Genomic DNA, 17,673 nt, shown 5'->3' with positions numbered 1-17,673 from the left:
CTCCCCCCCGCGCCGCCCCCCCCCCCCCTGCCGGGGGGGGCGCCCCCCCCACCGCCGTGCCGTATTTCCGGGGTGACGTGCCGGGGGCGGGCACCCTCGCGGGTGCCCGCCCTGGTTGTGCCGCCGATGATCTCGCGGCCGGTCTCAAGCCCTCGCCGTGGCGATCAGAAGGGCAGCTCGAACGGCAGCGGGAACGGGAACGGGATCGGGGGCAGGGGGATGGGGATGGGGAGCTTCGGAGGCTTGGGGATCGGGGGCAGGGGGATCGGGATGGGGAGCTTGGGCGGCTTGGGGATGGGGGGCAGGGGGATCGGGATGGGGATCTTCGGGGGTGCCGGGATCGGGGGCAGGGGGATCGGGATCTTCGGCGGTGCCGGGATCGGGAACGGGAAGGGGACGGGGAGCTTGGGAGGTGCCGGGATCGGGGGCAGGGGAATCGGGATCTTCGGCGGTGCCGGGATCGGGAACGGGAAGGGGATGGGGAACTTGGGGGGCTTCGGAATCGGGGGCAGGGGGATCGGGAGGGGGAACTTCGGCGGTGCCGGGATCGGGGGGAGCGGGATCGGGATCTTGGGCGGTGCCGGGATCGGGGGCAGGGGTACCGGGATCTTCGGCGGTGCCGGGACCGGAGGCATCGGGACGGGGATCTGCGGCGGTACCGGGGGTAGGGGCAGCGGGAATTTCGGCGGCAGCGGGCCCGGATTCTTCCCGGGAATCTGATCGTGGTCGCCGTGCCGGTTATTGCCCTTCCCCGACTTCTTGTGGTTTCCCTTCCCGTTCTTGTTGTTGTTGCTGTTGTTCCTGTTCTTCTTGTCGCCCTTGCCGTTTCCGTTATGGCTGTCGTTTCCTCCGTGTTTGTCATTGACGAGGTTGGCGTGACCGACCGCCGCCGTCGTCGTTTCGGGCGTCGCGGCGAATGCGCTCGTGGGCAGTGCAGCGGCTCCGGCGGCCAGGGCGGTAGTCGTTGCCAGCAGGACGAAGCGGCTGGTCAGGGACGTTTTGGGCATGGGAGTCTCCTTGTGCGTGAAGGGGAGTGATTCACCGCTCCGGCGCTACGTCGGCCGGTGCCGGTGATGTGCGTGAACCGCGATCGGCCCGTTCATCAAGTAAGCCCGGGCCGATCGACGAGGACACGTCCCTGCATCTCGCGACTTGACGTGTGGGATTTGCGTGTTCCACACGACCCCACAAGGTGATCGATCACCCATTACGCCTGTTCAAGGCGATATGAACCCAGGGAGGGGGAGGACACCTGCCTGGCCTGCCTCGCGCACATCCGGGGCGCGGGCGCGCTACGGGACCCGGCGTCCGTCCCGGTCGAGGAGGATCACCCGGACGGCACCGCCTACCTGTGGGCCCGCTCCCGGGCCGGCTACGCCCGCGCCCGTGGTCCAACGCCGCAAGGGCGCCCGTACGCCCCTGCGGGACCTGCTGCCGGAGCCCGGCTCGTGACCCGGGAACCGTGCGCCGGGGTCGGCCGGGCGGTGGCGGTCAGCAGGTCGAGTGGAAGAGGCCGGCGACCGCTTCGGTCTCGGCCAGGCGGTTGTAGAGCTCCACCGCCGCGGTGGTCTCCGCGACGTGGACCTCGGCTCCGGCCTTCCGGATGAGCTCCAGGGTCTCCGGCATGGTCCGCAGCCGCCCTTCCAGGCCCTCGCTGAGGACGATCACCGTGGCCCCGTGGCCGAGGAGCTCGCCCACCTCGCCCGGCCGGATGCCCGGCTCGTGCCGGGTGCCGTGCTCGGACCAGTCCCAGGCGCGGCCGCCGCCCGGGTACAGCTTGAAGTCCTTGCCCGGCGCGAGCCCCTCGACCTCGATCCGGCCCCAGGAGAGGTGGGTGACGCGCGGAGAGCGGGCGGGCGTCGCGGGGGGAGTCCACAGCATCAGGCTGCTCATCAGCTCGGCCTGTTCGACGGCGTCGTCGAGGGCGTGGTGCGTATGCGGCCGGCGGGAGAGCAGTTCGCGGGGCATCCGGCCCTTGACGGCGGCGCGCAGCGGGACCCGCGCCTTGACCGCGTAGAGGGTCTTCATGTCCAGGCATCCGGAGTGGCCGAAGGGGCTGTCGCCGCCGAAGCTCATCAAGTACCAGTACAGGAAGGTCCAGTCGAAGGAGGCCGGGTAGCCGCACATCACGGGCTGCGCCCCGGCGGAGACCTCCCGCACCCAGGCCCGGAAATCGGCCATGGCCGCCGCGGGATCGGCGCCCTCCCGGACCAGCCGGTCGCGGTCCAGCCCGCTCACGGCGAGCGCCTCGGGCACGTACGCGTCGCTGATCGGCCGCAGCTCCCGGTAGAAGGTGTGTTCCTCCGGATCGGCGGCCGTATACGAGCCGCCGTCCTGGCGGCCCGCGACGGCGGCCCCGAAGCTGATCATCGAGTACGGTCCGGGAATGGGTCCGTCGGCCTCGATGTCGACGGAGATGTAGAGACTGGGACGTGCGGTTCGGGCTGCCATGCCCGCGAGCATGGCAGCCCGAACCGGCCCCGATCACCAGGTTTTCGAGCGAAGGGCCGCGCCTACGGCGCGGACGTCAGGAACATGCCCGTCTGGTCCCCGCCGGCGGTGTTCTTGCAGCTGACGGCGGACGCCGCGGGCTGCGCGACCGCCAGGGACAGGCAGCGACCGGCCGCCAGCTGCCCGAAGTGGTTCGGGTGCATGGACTCCTGGATCAGCCCCTGCGTCTCGTTGTTGTCGATCCAGCGCGCCCACTCGCTCGTCTGGGCCGACGCGGGCACGGTGGAGCTGACCTGCTTGCTGGCCTTCGCACACACCTCGCGCCCCTGCATCATGTCCCGCAGGTCCAGGAACTGCACGCCCTTGGCGGCGGCGACGCCCTTGAGCCGGCCCGCGATCTGCGGCACGAGGGAGTCCCGCGCCCAGTCCGAGTCCCGGTTCCAGAAGGGGCAGCCGCCGGTGTTGAGCCGGCTCCAGTCGCTCTGCGTGTACCGGTTCTCCGTGCCGCGCGGGATCGGCGACGGGTAGGACTGCAGCACGATCCGGTAGGAGGCGTCGGCGTACCCGGCGCCGCGCATCACGGCGCGCACCTCGTCCACCGACTTGCCGACGTTGGCCATGACGGCGTCGATCTTCTGGTCGACCCCGTACTGCTGGTCGTCGTAGCAGTACGAGTTCCAGATGACGAAGTCGTACGCGCACTCCTTGATGATGTCGGCGAAGCCGAGGTCGTTCCCGCCGATGGACAGCGCGATGACCTTGACGTTGTGGCTCGCGGCGACGGCGGCGAGCTGATCGGCCTGCGGGGCCTCGCCCTTGAAGGCGACGCCGCCGTTGGAGGCGCGGAACACGTTCTCGGAGGTCGCCCCGGAACAGGCCAGGTTCACGGCCTTCTCGGCGATGGGCCCGGCGCTGATCACCTCGGCGGAGTCGGAGCGGTGGCACCCGCCCGCGGTGGTCCCGTACACCTTGGCGGGATCGTAGGTGTTGCCGCTCACCCAGGCCCGGTCGGTCCCGTTCCTGTTGCCGGTGTTGGTCAGGCTGTTGCCCTTCCAGCGTCCGGCTTCGCCGGATATGTAGCTGTCGCCCATGGACACCACGGCGGTGGGCCCGGCCCCGGGACTGGCCGCGGAGGTCCCGGCCCCGGCGGCCAACAGCGCCCCGACGGCGAGCGGCAGAACCATTCCGGCCCCACCCAGTCGTCGCACACGACGGCGGGCCCGGTCCTTGCTGGCGTTGCGGAATCCGATCACTACGGAGCTCCTGCGGTAGGCCATGCGGGAGCGGCGAACAACTCCGGTGCATGGCTGGGAAAGTGGGGGTACCGCCGGCCGGTGGCATCGGAAAGGTGACACGCGCCCACTTGTTACCGCTAGGTACAGGCAAGTTACGAACAAGTAACAACCGACCGGTCGTTCGGCTCGCCCCCGGGTCGGAGGCGGCCGAATCACGCTGTTCCCGTACCGGCCAGTCCCGTTCGCGCTGTGAACAGAAGCGCAACCTAGGCGGCGCCCGCGATGGCCGCCGGAATCGTCGCCGCCCAGCGTTCCGCCTCCGGTTGGGTCGACGCCCGCCACCTGGAGAGCGAGCCCGACGCCGTCGCGGAATGCCTCTGGCGCCGTTGCCGGGCGCCTCGGTCCGACCGGTCACCGGGCCGGGTCGGGCCGACCGGACCGCCCGCTGCATGCCTGTGCCACCGGTTCCGGTACGCCGGGTGCGGGGAATGCGGGCCAGTGGATACAGGCCGGTCACAGCCGGCACTTGGCGTACGTGGTCGACCGGCTGACGGCGGTGGCGTTGGCCTGAAAACGCCTCCGCCCCCGGCGCGGTGAGGCGGCGGGGGCGGAGGCGGCTGTTTTCGACTGCTGTGCGTTTCAGCCGAATCCAGGGTTCTAGCCGACCAGCTGGTCGTAGGCCGGGAGCGTCAGGAAGTCCGCGTAGTCCGCGTCCAGGGAGACCTGGAGGAGGAGGTCGTGGGCCTGCTGCCACTTGCCGGCCGCGAAGGCCTCCTCGCCGACCTCGGCGCGGATGGCGGCCAGTTCCTCCGCCGCGATCTTGCGGGTCAGCTCGGCCGTGGCGAGCTCGCCGTTCTCGAAGACGACGCCGGCGTTGATCCACTGCCAGATCTGCGAGCGCGAGATCTCCGCGGTGGCGGCGTCCTCCATCAGGCCGAAGATGCCGACGGCGCCGAGGCCGCGCAGCCACGCCTCGATGTAGCGGATGCCGACCTGGACGGCGTTGCGCAGGCCCTCGTACGTCGGCTTCGCGTCCAGCGAGTCGATCGCGATGAGCTCGCCCGGGGCCACCGAGACGTCCTCGCGCAGGCGGTCCTTCTGGTTCGGCTTGTCGCCGAGCACCGCGTCGAAGGAGGCCATCGCGATCGGGACCAGGTCGGGGTGGGCGACCCAGGAGCCGTCGAAGCCGTCGTTCGCCTCGCGGTCCTTGTCGGCCTTGACCTTCTCGAAGGCGACCTTGTTGACCTCGGCGTCCTTGCGGGACGGGATGAAGGCCGCCATGCCGCCGATGGCGTGCGCGCCGCGCTTGTGGCAGGTGCGGACCAGCAGTTCGGTGTAGGCGCGCATGAAGGGCGCCGTCATCGTCACCGCGTTGCGGTCCGGCAGGACGAACTTCTCGCCGCCGTCACGGAAGTTCTTGACGATGGAGAAGAGGTAGTCCCAGCGGCCCGCGTTCAGGCCGGCCGCGTGGTCGCGCAGCTCGTAGAGGATCTCCTCCATCTCGTACGCGGCGGTGATGGTCTCGATCAGGACCGTCGCGCGGACGGTTCCCTGCGGGATGCCGACGTAGTCCTGGGCGAAGACGAAGATCTCGTTCCAGAGGCGCGCCTCCAGGTGCGACTCCGTCTTCGGCAGGTAGAAGTACGGGCCCTTGCCGAGGTCGATCAGGCGCTGCGCGTTGTGGAAGAAGTACAGGCCGAAGTCGACCAGCGAGCCCGAGGCCGGAGCGCCCTCGAACTGCAGGTGGCGCTCCTGGAGGTGCCATCCGCGCGGGCGCATGACGACGGTCGCCAGCTCCGCGGCGGGCTTCAGGGCGTACGCCTTGCCGGTGCGGGCGTCGGTGAAGTCGATGCGGCGCTCGTAGGCGTCGATGAGGTTGAGCTGGCCGAGGACGACGTTCTCCCAGGTGGGAGCCGAAGCGTCCTCGAAGTCGGCGAGCCAGACCTTGGCGCCCGAGTTCAGGGCGTTGATGGTCATCTTGCGGTCCGTCGGACCGGTGATCTCCACACGGCGGTCGTTCAGCGCGGCCGGGGCCGGGGCCACCTTCCAGTCTCCCTCGCGGACCTGTGCGGTGTCCGGGAGGAAGTCGAGGGTGGAGGTCCGGGCGATCTCGGCGCGGCGCTCGCCGCGGCGGGCCAGCAGCTCGGCGCGGCGGGGGGCGAACCGCCGGTGGAGCTCGGCCACGAAGGCGAGGGCCGCTTCGGTGAGGACTTCGTCCTGCCGGGGCAGGGGCTCGGCGTCGACGATGGCCAGCGGGGACGGCGCTGGTGCGGACATATCTGTCACTCCTTCAGCGGCGGTGCCTGGCGGCCGCGGGGGAATGCTCGCGCGAGACGGCACGCAGTGCCGTCGGGTGTGGAGAGTTCCGGGATACGGTCGCGGGCGCCGTCTTTGGGTTCAGGGCGCTTCTGACCAGTGGATAGTAATTTCCTCATGGTGGAAGTTCAATGGTTTGTTGATGTCGAGATTCTCTGGGTCGACAGATTCCGCTCCTCGGTGGCCCTCAGTGCCACCGCCGTTACAGGGTGCTCAGAGGAGACGTGCCAGGTCGGGCGGGGTGTCGATGTCATAGGCCTCCGCGATGTCCGCGCACTCCACCAGTACGAGCTCACCCGCATGCCGGGTGAGATGGACGCGCGCGCCCTTGTCGCCGGTCGCCGTCGCCGCGATGTCCGCCCACCGGTCCGAGCCGAACAGCACCGGATGCCCGCGCTCCCCGTCGTACGCCGCCGCCACCAGGCTCGCGGGGGAGCGGTACGCCTCCCGTACCCGGGCCACGGCCGCCGGCCCGATGCCCGGCTGGTCCACCAGCGAGACCAGGGCCGCGCGGGCTTCCGTACCGGCCAGCGAGGCGAGGCCGACCCGCAGGGAGGAACCCATCCCCTCCGCCCACTCCGGGTTGTCCACGACCACACAGCCGGTCAGGTCCGCCCGCTCCCGGACCTCGGCGGCGGAGGCCCCGAGCACCACGTGCACCGGGCCGCAGCCGGCCTCGCGCAGCACCCGTACGGCGTTCTCGACCAGCGGGCGGCCGCGGTACGGGAGCAGGGCCTTGGGCCGCCCGCCGAGGCGCCGGCCGCCGCCGGCCGCCAGGAGCAGGCCCGCGATCACCGGTGCGTCGGGAGACCGGCCTGAATCGGCTGGGGCGGCTGAGGCGGTTCCAGCGGCTGAAGCGGCTGAAGTGCCTGAAGCGGCTGAAGCGGCTGAAGCGGCCGAGCGGTCCGGATCGGTGTGGGATGACATGTCACCGATTCTCGCTCCTGGGCCGCGACCGGCGGACGCCGCGTCAGCCTGCGCCGTACGGCGGCCAGCGCGACCCCGATCCGCAGCGGCTCGGAGATCCGGTTCTCGGCGGCGGCCAGCAGGGCACGTTCGTCACGGTCGGTCAACATCTCGGCGTCTCCTTGCCAATCGGGGGCCAATACGGCGAGTCTGGTCCTCGATTGGCCTGGCCGGCAGAGCCAATCAGGGGAGGTTGGCATGGCAAACGGGCGAGTGGTCCAGACGGCGGACAGGACCATCGGCAGCCGCCAGCTCGCGGCCCTGCTCCCCGCCGAGGTACTGGCCCGCCCCGGCTACCGGGCACTCGCCGACGCCGTCCGCACGCTGATCCTCGACGGCCGGATCGCCCTGCACGTCCGGCTGCCCGCCGAGCGCGAGCTCGCCGAGGCCGTCGGCGCCAGCCGGGCCACCGTCACCGGCGCCTACGACCTGCTGCGCGAGAGCGGCTACGTCCGCAGCCGGCGCGGCTCCGGCACCTGGACCGAGCTCCCCGACGGCCACCAGCCGGTCGGAGCCCACCTCCTGCTGGGCGCGGGCGGCTACAGCGCCGACGGCGACCCCGGCATCGACCTCGCCATCGCCGCCATGGGAGCCCCGGAGGGCAGCCTCGCCGAGGCCTTCGCCTGGGCGGCCCCCCGACTGCCCCGACTCGCCCGCACCCCCGGCTACCACCCGTTCGGCCTGCCCGACCTGCGTACGGCCGTCGCCGACCGGTTCACCCGGCGCGGGCTCCCCACCCGCCCCGAGCAGATCCTGGTCACCGCGGGCGCCCAGCAGGCCTTCGCCCTCGTCGTCGGCCTGCTCTGCCGGGCCGGGGACCGGGTCGTCACCGAGAACCCCACCTACGCCAACGCCCTCGACGCCCTGCGCCACGCGCGGGTGCGCACCGGCTCCATCGCCGTCTCCGACGCGGGCTGGGACATGGAGATAGCCGAGTCCACGCTGCGCCAGCTGGTGCCCAGGCTGGCGTACGTGATCCCCGACTTCCACAACCCGACGGGCGCGCTGATGCCGCCGGAGCAGCGGCTGCGGCTGCTCGCGGCCACCCGCGCCACCGGCACCTGGCTGGTGGTGGACGAGACCATCGCCGACATCGCCCTGGACGTCCCCGCGCCCGCGCCGCTGGCCTCGCTCGCCCCGCGCGGCGGCGCCGACCACGTGATCACGATCGGTTCGCTCAGCAAGACGCACTGGGGCGGCCTGCGGGTGGGCTGGATCCGGGCCACCGCGAAGATGATCACCGAGCTGACGGCCGTACGGGTCTCGGCGGACATGACCGGTTCGGTCCTCGACCAGCTGGTCGCCCTCCCGCTCATGGACAGCCTGGAGCGGTCCCTGCCCGAGCGCCTCGCCCAGCTGCGGAGCCGGCGCGAAGCCCTCGTACGGTCCCTCCAGCGGCACACCCCCGAATGGTCCTGGCAGCTCCCGCCGGGCGGGCTCTCGCTCTGGGTGGACCTCGGCGAGCCGGTGAGCTCCGCCCTCTCCGAGCGGGCCGCCGGCGCGGGCGTGCACATCGGCCGCGGGGCCCGCTTCGGGGTGGACCCGGGCACCTTCGAACACCGGCTCCGGATCCCCTACACGCTCCCGGCCGACCGCCTGGACGAGGGCGTACGCCGCCTCGCGAGCGCCTTCCACGAGGGGGTCCCGCTGGCCCCGGCGGTGGAGCGCCCCTACTGGGTGGCCTGAGGGGGCCGGCCCCCAGGGTCGGCGGACTCCACGGGTCCGCGGATCTACGGGGTGCGGATCAGGCGGCGGGTGGCCGCGGCCGCGACGGCGGAGGTGCGTGAGTCGACGCCGAGCTTCGCGTAGATGTGCACCAGGTGGGACTTGACCGTGGCCTGGCTGAGGAAGAGCTTCTTGGAGATCTGCTGGTTGGACAGGCCGTCCGCGACCAGCTGCAGCACCTCCAGCTCCCGCTTCGTCAGCGCCTCCGCCGGGGTCCGCATCCGGTCCATCAGCCGCAGCGCCACCGCCGGGGCCAGCGCCGACTGGCCCGCCGCGGCCGTCCGTACCGCCGCCGCCAGCTCCTCCGGCGGGGCGTCCTTGAGCAGGTAGCCCGAGGCGCCGGCCTCCACCGCCGCCAGGATGTCCGCGTCCGTGTCGTAGGTGGTCAGCACCAGCACCCTGGGGGCGCCCGCGCGGGCCGTGATCAGCGCCGTGGCCTCGGAGCCGTGCATCCCGGGCCCGAACTGCAGGTCCATCAGCACCACGTCCACCGGCTCGGCGGCCGCCAGCTCCACCGCCCGTTCGGCGGTCGCGGCCTCGGCGACCACCGCGAAGCCCGGCTCGGTGTCCAGCACCGCGCGCAGCCCCGCCCGGACCACCGGGTGGTCGTCGGCGAGGAGGAGGCGGATGGTCATCGTCGGGCCTCCAGGGGCTCCACGGGCTCCACGGACTCCAGGGGTTCCAGCGGCAGCGGCAGGGTGACGGCCACGGCGGTGCCCTGGCCGGGGGCGGACTCCACGGTGAACAGCCCGCCCAGGGTCTCGGCGCGCGAGCGCATCGCCGGAAGGCCGAAGCCGCCGTCGCCGGAGCCCGACGTGCCCGACGTGCCCGACGCCGCCGAGGAGGGCTCAAAGCCGTGCCCGTCGTCCACGATGTCCAGCGTGACCGAGGCGTCCATGAAGGTCAGGGTGATCTCGGCGCGCCCGGCCCGCGCGTGCCGCACCACATTGGCCAGCGCCGACTGCGCGATCCGCAGCAGGGCGACCTCGTAGGGCGTGGGCAGCACCCGCGGGCTGCCGCTCAGCGAGAACCGCACCCGCGGCCCCGGCACCCCGGAGCACAGCCGCTCCAGCGCCCCGGCGAGCGACCCGTGCTCCAGGTCCGGCGGCGTGAGGGCCCGTACGAACCGACGCGCCTCGGCGAGGTTCTCCTGGGCGGCCTCCCGGGCCCGGGCGATGTGCGAGAGCGCTGCGGCGGAAGAGCCGGCGGACGCCGCCGATCCGGCGGCCCCTGCTCCCGGGCGCTCCTCGGAGAGGGACCGCTCGGCGGCCCGCAGCAGCAGCTGGATCGAGGACAGGCCCTGCGCCAGGGTGTCGTGGATCTCCCGGGCGAGCCGCTCCCGCTCGGCCAGGATCCCCGCGCCCCGCTCGGCGGCGGCCAGCTCGGCCCGCGTCGTGATGAGCTCCTCGATCAGCTCGCGGCGGCGTTCGCTCTCGCGGTACAGCGCCTGGTAGCCCAGTACGGTCGCCACCGCCACGGCCCCGCCGAGCAGCGGCCCGAGGAAGGCCCCGGGGGACACCGCGCTGCTGTGCGCGAGGCTGTTGTGTCCTACAAACCCGCCGATCGCCGCGCAGGCGGTCACCGCGACGGCCGCGACCCCCCAGCGCAGCCGCAGCAGGTGCAGCTCCAGGAAGTACAGCGGGAAGGCGATCCACAGCCCGTCGGGGGAGACCACCAGCAGCGCCGCCCAGGCCGCGCCGAGCCCGGCCAGCCACACCGCCCCGGCGCGCGGCGAGCCGTGCACCGCGGGGGCCCGTACGCCGCCCGCGTACACGGCGGCCAGCACGGCGCACACGGCGACCACCCAGCCGGCCCGGGGCGCGGAGTCGGCGACGGCCCGCCCGGCGGCGAGCACGAGCAGCCCGAGCAGCAGCGCGTGCAGGCACAGCCGCAGCACCTTCGACACGGGGGTGAGGGCGCGGGAGGCGGCGGGACCGCGGGCGGCGGAGGGGTCCGGGGCGTGAGGGGCGGGAGGGGCAGCGGGAGCGGGTACAGGAGCAGTCATGGCCTGACCAGCGTAAGTGGGCCCAGACCGCCCCCGGTCAACCAAAAGTTTGATGTCCGGATGCGCCCTTCGATACGAGGATCGCTACCGTGGCGCGATGCCTTGTGTCCACGCGGAAGACCAAGGTGGGGAACATGTTCGTCGCATGGAGAGATCTACGGTTCGCCAAGGGCCGGTTCGCCCTCATGGGCTCGGTCGTACTGCTCATCACGCTGCTGGTCGGCCTGCTGTCCGGGCTCACCTCCGGCCTGGCCCGGGAGAACATCTCGGCCATCACCGGTCTGCCCGCCACGCACCTGGCCTTCGCCGCGCCGGCCGGTGACCAGAAGGTGTCCTTCACCAACTCCCAGGTGCCCGAGTCCGCCTGGCAGGCCTGGCGGGCCCGGCCGGGGGTGACGTCCGCCGAACCGCTCGGCATCCGCACCACCAACGCCGCCTCGGGGGAGCGCACCGCCGCCGTCTCCGTCTTCGGGGTCGACCCCGCCGGGAAGCTCGGCCCGCGCGAGCGCGGCCTCGCCCAGGGCCGGGTGGTCCTCACCGAGAAGGCCGCCAAGGAGCTCGGCGGGCTCACCGCCGGCGCCAAGCTCAAGATCGGCCCGCTGGAGCTGACCGTCGCCGCCGTGTCCGGCACCGCCTCCTACAGCCACACCCCGGTCGTCTGGATGGACCTCAACGACTGGCAGCGCATCGGCAACCCGGGCACCTCCATCGACACCCTCGCCACCGTCGTCGCCGTTTCCGCGCCCGACGGCGGCGGCCTGGACCTCGCCGCCGCCGACAAGGCCTCGGGCACCAGGGCCCAGACCGTGGACGAGGCGCTGGGCGCCATCGGTTCGTACCAGGCGGAGAACGGCTCGCTCCAGCTGATGCGCGGCTTCCTCTTCGCCATCTCGGCCCTGGTGATAGGCGCCTTCTTCACCGTGTGGACGATCCAGCGCAGCGGGGACATCGCCGTCCTGAAGGCACTGGGTGCCTCCACCCCCTACCTACTCAAGGACGCCCTCGGCCAGGCCGTGGTCATGCTCGCCATCGGCACCGGGCTCGGTACCGCGCTCGCCGTCGGCTTCGGTGCGCTGATCAGCGGCGGGAACGTGCCCTTCGTCCTCGACGCCGCCACCGTGCTCGTACCGGCCGCGATCATGATCGCGCTGGGCGCGCTGGGCGCGGCCCTCTCCATCCGGCGGATCACCGCCGTAGACCCGCTGACCGCCCTCGGGAGCGCCCGATGACCCTCCTCGTGCACGACGTCACGCTCACCTACCCGGACGGCGACGGCCGGCTCACCGCGCTCGACGCCGTCGGCCTGGAGGTGCCCGCGGGCACGCTGACGGCGGTGATAGGCCCCTCCGGCTCCGGCAAGTCCAGCCTGCTGGCGGTGGCCGCCACCCTGGTCACCCCGGATGCGGGCCGGGTCGTCGTCGCGGGCCAGGACACTTCCGGGCTCGGCGCCGCGGAGAAGTCGGCCCTGCGCCGGGAGAAGATCGGCATCGTCTTCCAGCAGCCGAACCTGCTGCCCTCGCTCACCGCCGCCGAACAGCTCCAGGTCATGGCGCACCTCTCCGGCCGCCCCTCCAAGGCGCTGCGCCGGCGCGCGCTGGAGCTGCTGGACGCGGTGGGGCTGGCGGACAAGGCCGACCGGCGGCCGCACCAGCTCTCCGGCGGCCAGCGCCAGCGGATCAACATCGCCCGCGCCCTGATGAACGAGCCCGCCGTGCTGCTGGTCGACGAGCCGACCAGCGCCCTCGACCACGAGCGCGGCGCGGCCGTGCTCGACCTGCTGGTCACCCTGACCCGCGAGCGCTCCACCGCGACGGTGCTGGTCACCCACGACCACGCCCACCTGGAGCGGATGGACCGCACGGCGACGATGGCCGACGGCCGCCTGACCCAGAGCCCGGACCTGGACGCGGTCCCGGCCTCCTGACCGCGGGGCCCGCTCCCGCCCGTACGAAGGCCCCCGCCGTCCCTCTCCAGGAGGGGCCGCGGGGGCCTTCGTACGCCTGCTGCGTGCTTCGCTCAGGCGGGGTTCTGGTTCGACAGGGCCACCGACAGCTCGGCGGCGACGCCCTGGAGGATCGGCACGAAGGACTCGGCCACCGCCTCGGTCACGCGGCCCGCCGGGCCGGAGATGGAGATCGCGGCGGCGGTCGGCGAATTCGGCACCGACACGGCGAGGCAGCGGACTCCTATCTCCTGCTCGTTGTCGTCGACCGCGTAGCCCACCTTGCGGACCTGCTCCAGCGCGTCGAGGAAGCCCTCGGGCGTGGTGATGGTCTTCTCGGTCGCCGCGGGCATGCCGGTGCGGGCCAGCAGGGCCCGTACCTCCTCGGCGGGGGTGTAGGCGAGCAGCGCCTTGCCCACGCCGGTGGAGTGCGGCAGCACGCGGCGGCCGACCTCGGTGAACATGCGCATGGAGTGCTTGGAGGGCACCTGGGCGACGTAGACGATCTCGTCGCCGTCGAGCAGGGCCATGTTCGCCGTCTCGCCGGTCTCCTCGACCAGACGGGCGAGGTAGGGGCGCGCCCAGGTACCCAGCAGCCGCGACGCGGACTCGCCGAGGCGGATCAGACGGGGGCCGAGGGAGTACCGTCGGTTGGGCTGCTGGCGTACGTAGCCACAGGCGACGAGGGTGCGCATGAGGCGGTGGATGGTCGGCAGCGGCAGACCGCTGGCGGCGGAGAGCTCGCTGAGGCCGACTTCGCCCCCGGCGTCGGCCATGCGTTCGAGCAGATCGAAGGCGCGCTCAAGGGACTGGACGCCACCGCTGGCGGCGGTGGGCTTGGCGGAAGCGTCGGTGGTGCTGGCGCTGGACGTCGGCACGGCGCGGTCCTTTCGGTGCTGGCAGGCAAGGAAGCAGCCTACCGGTCGGTCGGCGGCGGCCCTAGAGTCGGGGCGACACCGTCCCCGCCGGTCAGAGGCGGTTTGTCCGGGTGGCGGACGTCCTCGGGAAGTTACCTGCCCGACCCCCGGTGGTGGTAGCTCCATTCTGGATAGTGAAATCTTAATTCCATCCTGTGGAAACATCCAATTGCGGTCCTGGTGTGTCAGTGGTCCGTCCGGGCGCTCTTGACTGGCTCCGGATCGGGGTGAAGACTCCGTCAACAGAACGTTGAATTTCGCTCTGTGGAAGTAGATGGGGAGGTTCCGGTGGCCGACGTGGCTGTGGAACTGGTACTGCGCTCGACACGCGTCATCACCCCGGAGGGGACGCGTGCCGCCTCGGTGGCCGTCGCCGGTGGGAAGATCACGGCCGTGCTGCCGCACGACGCCGAGGTACCGGCCGGAGCCCGGCTGGAGGACTTCGGCGACGACGTCCTGCTCCCCGGCCTGGTCGACACCCACGTCCACGTGAACGACCCGGGCCGCACCGAGTGGGAAGGCTTCTGGACGGCCACCCGCGCCGCCGCGGCCGGAGGCATCACCACGATCCTCGACATGCCGCTCAACTCCCTGCCGCCCACCACCACGACCGACAACCTGCGCGTCAAGCAGGAGGTCGCCCGTGCCAAGGCGCACGTGGACGTCGGCTTCTGGGGCGGCGCCCTGCCGGACAACGTCAAGGACCTGCGCCCGCTGCACGACGCCGGCGTCTACGGCTTCAAGTGCTTCCTGTCGCCCTCCGGCGTCGAGGAGTTCCCCGAGCTCGACCAGGACCAGCTCGCCGCCTCCCTCGCGGAGATCACCGGCTTCGGCGGCCTGATGATCGTGCACGCCGAGGACCCGCACCACCTGGAGTCGGCCCCGCAGAACCCGGGCCCGAAGTACGCGGACTTCCTGGCCTCCCGCCCCAAGGACGCCGAGAACACCGCGATCCAGAACCTGATCGACCAGGCCCGCCGGCTGAACGCCCGCGTCCACGTGCTGCACCTGTCGTCCTCCGACGCGCTGCCGCTGATCGCCGCCGCCAAGGCTGAGGGCGTCAAGATCACCGTCGAGTCCTGCCCGCACTTCCTCACCCTCACGGCCGAGGAAGTCCCGGACGGCGCCACCGAGTTCAAGTGCTGCCCGCCCATCCGCGAGGCCGCCAACCAGGACATCCTGTGGGACGCGCTCGCCGACGGCACCATCGACTGCATCGTCTCGGACCACTCGCCCTCCACGGCGGACCTGAAGACCGGCGACTTCGCCACCGCGTGGGGCGGCATCTCCTCCCTCCAGCTGGGCCTCCCGGCGATCTGGACCGAGGCGCGCCGGCGCGGCCGCGGCCTCGAAGAGGTCGCCCGGTGGATGTCCACCGCCCCGGCAGCCCTCGCCGGCCTGGCGCAGAAGGGCGCGATCGAGGTGGGCCGCGACGCCGACTTCGCCGTCCTGGCGCCTGAAGAAACGTTCACTGTGGACCCGGCCGAGCTCCACCACCGCAACCAGGTCACGGCGTACGCGGGCAAGACCCTGCACGGCGTCGTGAAGTCCACCTGGCTGCGCGGCACGCAGATCGCCGACCACGGCACCCCGACCGAGCCCACGGGCCTCCTCCTTGAAAGGCAGAACTGACAGTGGCGATTCCCTCCTTCACCGGCAACGCGAACCCGTACGGAGGCGGCGACCCGTACGCGGACTACCGCACCGCGGACTTCCCGTTCACCCAGTACGCGAACCTCGCCGCCCGTGAGCTGGGCGCCGGTGTCATCGCCGCCAACGACGAGTTCTTCGCCCAGCGCGAGAACCTCCTCGTCGCCGAGGCCGGCCACTTCGACCCCGAGCACTTCGGCCACAAGGGCAAGATCATGGACGGCTGGGAGACCCGCCGCCGCCGCGGCGTCTCCGCCACCCAGCCCTGGCCGACCGCCGATGACCACGACTGGGCGCTGGTGCGCCTGGGCGCCCCCGGCGTCATCCGCGGCATCGTCGTCGACACCGCCCACTTCCGCGGCAACATGCCGCAGGCCGTCTCCATCGAGGGCACCAACTGGGACGGCGCCCTCGCGCCGACCCCGGAGGAGCTGCTGGGCGACGACATCAAGTGGACGACCCTGGTCGCGCGCACCCCGGTCGGCGGCCACGCGGCCAACGGCTTCGAGGTGAACGTCGAGCAGCGCTTCACGCACCTGCGCGTCAACCAGCACCCCGACGGCGGCATCGCCCGCCTGCGCGTCTACGGCGAGGTCCTGCCGGACCCGAAGTGGCTCGACGCGCTCGGCTCCTTCGACGTGGTGGCCCTGGAGAACGGCGGCTCCGTCCAGGACGCCTCCAACCGCTTCTACTCCCCGCCGACCAACACCATCAACCCGGGCCGCTCCCGCAAGATGGACGACGGCTGGGAGACCGCCCGTCGCCGTGACAACGGCAACGACTGGATCCGCTACCAGCTCGTCACCGAGTCCGCGATCCGCGCCGTCGAGATCGACACGGCGTACCTGAAGGGCAACTCCGCGGGCTGGGCCTCCCTCTCGATCAAGACGGGCGAGGAGGGCGAGTGGACCGAGTTCCTGCCGCGCACCCGCCTGCAGCCCGACACCAACCACCGCTTCGTGCTGGACGCCCCGGCGGTCGGCACGCACGTCCGGATCGACATCTTCCCGGACGGCGGCTTCTCCCGCCTGCGCCTGTACGGCTCCCTGACGGAGGCCGGCGCGGCCGCGCTGACCGCCCGTCACCAGGAGCTGGGCGGCTGACGCCGTCCACCGCCGACTGCCCCGGGGGCCGACACCCCCGGGGCGCGCACGGCCCGAAGGGGCGCACCGCTTCGGCGGCGCGCCCCTTCGGCACGTCTCCGTACGATCTCCGTACGAATTCCCGTACGGGTGGGGCAAGGTGGGCGGGAGCGGCTCCGCCGGAGAGCCGGTACGGACAGGACAGGAGCCCGCCCGCATGACGGAGCAGACCACCCCGGCGGCACCGCGCCCGCACGAGGAGCGCCTCAAGGACACCCTCGCCCGCTTCGAGCGCGACGTCGACGTGTGGGTCTCCACCGCCGACGCCGACGGCGTCCCGTGCCTGGTCCCGCTCTCCTTCCTGTGGGACGGCGAGACCTTCCTCGTCTCGACCCGCCGCACCCTGCCCACGGCCCGCAACCTGATCGCGAACGGCCGGGTCCGCCTCGCCTTCGGCGCCACCCGCGACGTGGTCCTGGTGGAGGGCACCGCGACGACCGTGGAGTCGGGCGACCTCGCGCCGGCCGTACGGGAGGCGTTCGCGGCCCACACGGGCTTCGACCCGGGCGGCTTCGCCACGCCCTACCCGTACTTCCGGATCACGCCGGTGTGGATCCAGGCGTGGCGGGAGGTCAACGAGCTGGCGGACCGGCAGCTGATGACGGACGGCAGCTGGCTCCGCGCGTGAGCGTGGCGCGGCGATGAGTTCTGCGGGGTCCGGGAGTCTTGATCCGCGTAGGGACCATCGAGCTAGGAGCGCGGAGCCATGGGCAAGCTGACCCTCACCACCTTTGTGACCCTCGACGGCGTGATGCAGGCGCCCGGGGGACCGGACGAGGACCGCAGCAGCGGGTTCGAGTACGGCGGGTGGCTCGTCCCGTTCGCCGACGAGGGGATGAACGAGTTCGTCACCGAGGTCTTCACGAGGACCGAGGCGTTCCTGCTCGGGCGGCGGACGTACGAGATCTTCGCGGCGTACTGGCCGCAGCACGACGACCCCGCCGACCCGATCGCAGGCAACCTGAACCGGCTGCCGAAGTACGTGGCCTCTACCACGCTCAAGGAGCCGGCCTGGGGTCCGGTCACCGTGCTCGACGGGGAGCAGCTGCAGAGCGAGATCATGCGGGTGAAGGACGGCATGGAGGGCGAGCTGCAGGTGCACGGCAGCGGCGCGCTCGCGCAGTGGCTGCTGGCCCGGGATCTCGTGGACGAGATCAACCTGCTGGTCTTCCCCGTGTTCCTGGGGGCCGGACGGCGGCTGTTCCCCACCGGCGGGCTGCCGACCGCCTTCGAGCTGACCGGCTCCCGGACGACGTCGGCCGGGACGGCCATCCACACCTACCGGCCGAAGGGGCGGGCCACCTTCGGCTCGTTCATCAGGTGA

17 protein-coding genes are annotated in these 17,673 nt (G+C 72.2%); 9 read left to right on the top strand and 8 right to left on the bottom strand.

From position 1 onward, the window contains the following. The first annotated feature begins 225 nt into the window (after positions 1–225). Positions 226–720 (top strand): hypothetical protein, encoded by a 495-nt coding sequence (locus ACFWBN_RS08045; RefSeq protein ID WP_385172315.1) that lies wholly within the window; start codon positions 226–228, stop codon positions 718–720. Between the two features lie 2 nt (positions 721–722). Then, positions 723–1,037 carry a hypothetical protein gene (locus ACFWBN_RS08040; protein WP_385172312.1) on the top strand — a complete coding sequence of 105 codons (315 nt, stop codon included), beginning with the start codon at positions 723–725 and terminating at the stop codon, positions 1,035–1,037. 454 nt (positions 1,038–1,491) lie between these two features. Here the strand turns inward: ACFWBN_RS08040 and ACFWBN_RS08035 are convergent, their stop codons facing one another. The 5 genes from ACFWBN_RS08035 to ACFWBN_RS08015 all read right to left on the bottom strand — a co-directional run bounded on the left by ACFWBN_RS08035 (position 1,492) and on the right by ACFWBN_RS08015 (position 7,078). Next, complete coding sequence (locus ACFWBN_RS08035) at positions 1,492–2,451, bottom strand: MTH938/NDUFAF3 family protein (protein WP_385172309.1); 960 nt, start codon at positions 2,449–2,451, stop codon at positions 1,492–1,494. 62 nt (positions 2,452–2,513) lie between these two features. Further along, on the bottom strand, positions 2,514–3,704 hold the full coding sequence (locus tag ACFWBN_RS08030) for a GDSL-type esterase/lipase family protein (RefSeq protein ID WP_385172307.1): 1,191 nt from the start codon (positions 3,702–3,704) through the stop codon (positions 2,514–2,516). Between the two features lie 639 nt (positions 3,705–4,343). Beyond that, positions 4,344–5,963 carry a malate synthase A gene (gene aceB / locus ACFWBN_RS08025; RefSeq protein ID WP_385172305.1) on the bottom strand — a complete coding sequence of 540 codons (1,620 nt, stop codon included), beginning with the start codon at positions 5,961–5,963 and terminating at the stop codon, positions 4,344–4,346. Between the two features lie 252 nt (positions 5,964–6,215). Next, a complete protein-coding gene (locus ACFWBN_RS08020; protein WP_385172303.1) occupies positions 6,216–6,797 on the bottom strand; it encodes an NTP transferase domain-containing protein in 582 nt (193 codons plus the stop codon). Beyond that, positions 6,794–7,078: a hypothetical protein gene (locus ACFWBN_RS08015; RefSeq protein WP_385172300.1), complete on the bottom strand. Its 285-nt coding sequence runs from the start codon at positions 7,076–7,078 to the stop codon at positions 6,794–6,796. Before ACFWBN_RS08015 ends, ACFWBN_RS08020 begins: the two co-directional genes overlap by 4 nt. 88 nt (positions 7,079–7,166) lie before the next feature. On the opposite strand from ACFWBN_RS08015, the gene ACFWBN_RS08010 reads away from it, so the two are divergent. Next, positions 7,167–8,654, top strand: a complete 1,488-nt coding sequence (locus ACFWBN_RS08010) for a PLP-dependent aminotransferase family protein (protein WP_385172296.1) — start codon at positions 7,167–7,169, stop codon at positions 8,652–8,654. 44 nt (positions 8,655–8,698) lie between these two features. Here ACFWBN_RS08010 and ACFWBN_RS08005 read toward each other — a convergent pair whose 3' ends face one another. Both ACFWBN_RS08005 and ACFWBN_RS08000 read right to left on the bottom strand, forming a co-directional pair. Continuing rightward, positions 8,699–9,328: a response regulator gene (locus ACFWBN_RS08005; RefSeq protein WP_385172293.1), complete on the bottom strand. Its 630-nt coding sequence runs from the start codon at positions 9,326–9,328 to the stop codon at positions 8,699–8,701. Next, positions 9,325–10,698 (bottom strand): sensor histidine kinase, encoded by a 1,374-nt coding sequence (locus tag ACFWBN_RS08000; protein WP_385172290.1) that lies wholly within the window; start codon positions 10,696–10,698, stop codon positions 9,325–9,327. The genes ACFWBN_RS08005 and ACFWBN_RS08000 overlap by 4 nt, the downstream gene beginning before the upstream one ends. Positions 10,699–10,832: 134 nt before the next feature. On the opposite strand from ACFWBN_RS08000, the gene ACFWBN_RS07995 reads away from it, so the two are divergent. After that, entirely contained in the window at positions 10,833–11,927 is a 1,095-nt protein-coding gene (locus ACFWBN_RS07995; protein WP_385172287.1) for an ABC transporter permease, read from the top strand. Continuing rightward, positions 11,924–12,622, top strand: coding sequence for an ABC transporter ATP-binding protein (locus ACFWBN_RS07990; protein WP_385172284.1), 699 nt, complete (start codon positions 11,924–11,926; stop codon positions 12,620–12,622). Before ACFWBN_RS07995 ends, ACFWBN_RS07990 begins: the two co-directional genes overlap by 4 nt. Positions 12,623–12,714: 92 nt before the next feature. On the opposite strand, the gene ACFWBN_RS07985 is transcribed toward ACFWBN_RS07990, so the two are convergent. Then, on the bottom strand, positions 12,715–13,518 hold the full coding sequence (locus ACFWBN_RS07985) for an IclR family transcriptional regulator (RefSeq protein ID WP_385172281.1): 804 nt from the start codon (positions 13,516–13,518) through the stop codon (positions 12,715–12,717). A 336-nt stretch (positions 13,519–13,854) separates the two neighbouring features. Here ACFWBN_RS07985 and allB point away from each other — a divergent pair, with 336 nt between their 5' ends. The 4 genes from allB to ACFWBN_RS07965 all read left to right on the top strand — a co-directional run bounded on the left by allB (position 13,855) and on the right by ACFWBN_RS07965 (position 17,673). Next, positions 13,855–15,189 (top strand): allantoinase AllB, encoded by a 1,335-nt coding sequence (gene allB, locus ACFWBN_RS07980; protein ID WP_385172425.1) that lies wholly within the window; start codon positions 13,855–13,857, stop codon positions 15,187–15,189. Positions 15,190–15,191: 2 nt separating this feature from the next. Then, positions 15,192–16,310 (top strand): allantoicase, encoded by a 1,119-nt coding sequence (alc, locus tag ACFWBN_RS07975; protein ID WP_385172278.1) that lies wholly within the window; start codon positions 15,192–15,194, stop codon positions 16,308–16,310. 196 nt (positions 16,311–16,506) lie between these two features. Further along, positions 16,507–16,977: a pyridoxamine 5'-phosphate oxidase family protein gene (locus ACFWBN_RS07970; RefSeq protein ID WP_385172276.1), complete on the top strand. Its 471-nt coding sequence runs from the start codon at positions 16,507–16,509 to the stop codon at positions 16,975–16,977. Positions 16,978–17,055: 78 nt separating this feature from the next. Beyond that, positions 17,056–17,673 (top strand): dihydrofolate reductase family protein, encoded by a 618-nt coding sequence (locus tag ACFWBN_RS07965; RefSeq protein WP_385172273.1) that lies wholly within the window; start codon positions 17,056–17,058, stop codon positions 17,671–17,673.

The sequence above is a fragment of the Streptomyces sp. NPDC059989 genome, assembly GCF_042736975.1.
In the GTDB taxonomy this organism is placed as follows: Bacteria; Actinomycetota; Actinomycetes; order Streptomycetales; family Streptomycetaceae; genus Streptomyces.
This window is presented reverse-complemented; position numbering and strand designations above follow the sequence as displayed.

Excerpts from the sequence above, each read along its gene's own strand:
- ACFWBN_RS07970 (WP_385172276.1), top strand. The coding sequence starts at position 16,507 with ATGACGGAGCAGACCACCCCGGCGGCACCGCGCCCGCACGAGGAGCGC.
- ACFWBN_RS08005 (WP_385172293.1), bottom strand. The coding sequence starts at position 9,328 with ATGACCATCCGCCTCCTCCTCGCCGACGACCACCCGGTGGTCCGGGCG.
- ACFWBN_RS08010 (WP_385172296.1), top strand. The coding sequence starts at position 7,167 with ATGGCAAACGGGCGAGTGGTCCAGACGGCGGACAGGACCATCGGCAGC.
- ACFWBN_RS07965 (WP_385172273.1), top strand. The coding sequence starts at position 17,056 with ATGGGCAAGCTGACCCTCACCACCTTTGTGACCCTCGACGGCGTGATG.
- aceB (WP_385172305.1), bottom strand. The coding sequence starts at position 5,963 with ATGTCCGCACCAGCGCCGTCCCCGCTGGCCATCGTCGACGCCGAGCCC.
- ACFWBN_RS07995 (WP_385172287.1), top strand. The coding sequence starts at position 10,833 with ATGTTCGTCGCATGGAGAGATCTACGGTTCGCCAAGGGCCGGTTCGCC.
- ACFWBN_RS07990 (WP_385172284.1), top strand. The coding sequence starts at position 11,924 with ATGACCCTCCTCGTGCACGACGTCACGCTCACCTACCCGGACGGCGAC.
- ACFWBN_RS08045 (WP_385172315.1), top strand. The coding sequence starts at position 226 with ATGGGGAGCTTCGGAGGCTTGGGGATCGGGGGCAGGGGGATCGGGATG.
- ACFWBN_RS08015 (WP_385172300.1), bottom strand. The coding sequence starts at position 7,078 with ATGTTGACCGACCGTGACGAACGTGCCCTGCTGGCCGCCGCCGAGAAC.
- ACFWBN_RS08035 (WP_385172309.1), bottom strand. The coding sequence starts at position 2,451 with ATGGCAGCCCGAACCGCACGTCCCAGTCTCTACATCTCCGTCGACATC.
- ACFWBN_RS08000 (WP_385172290.1), bottom strand. The coding sequence starts at position 10,698 with ATGACTGCTCCTGTACCCGCTCCCGCTGCCCCTCCCGCCCCTCACGCC.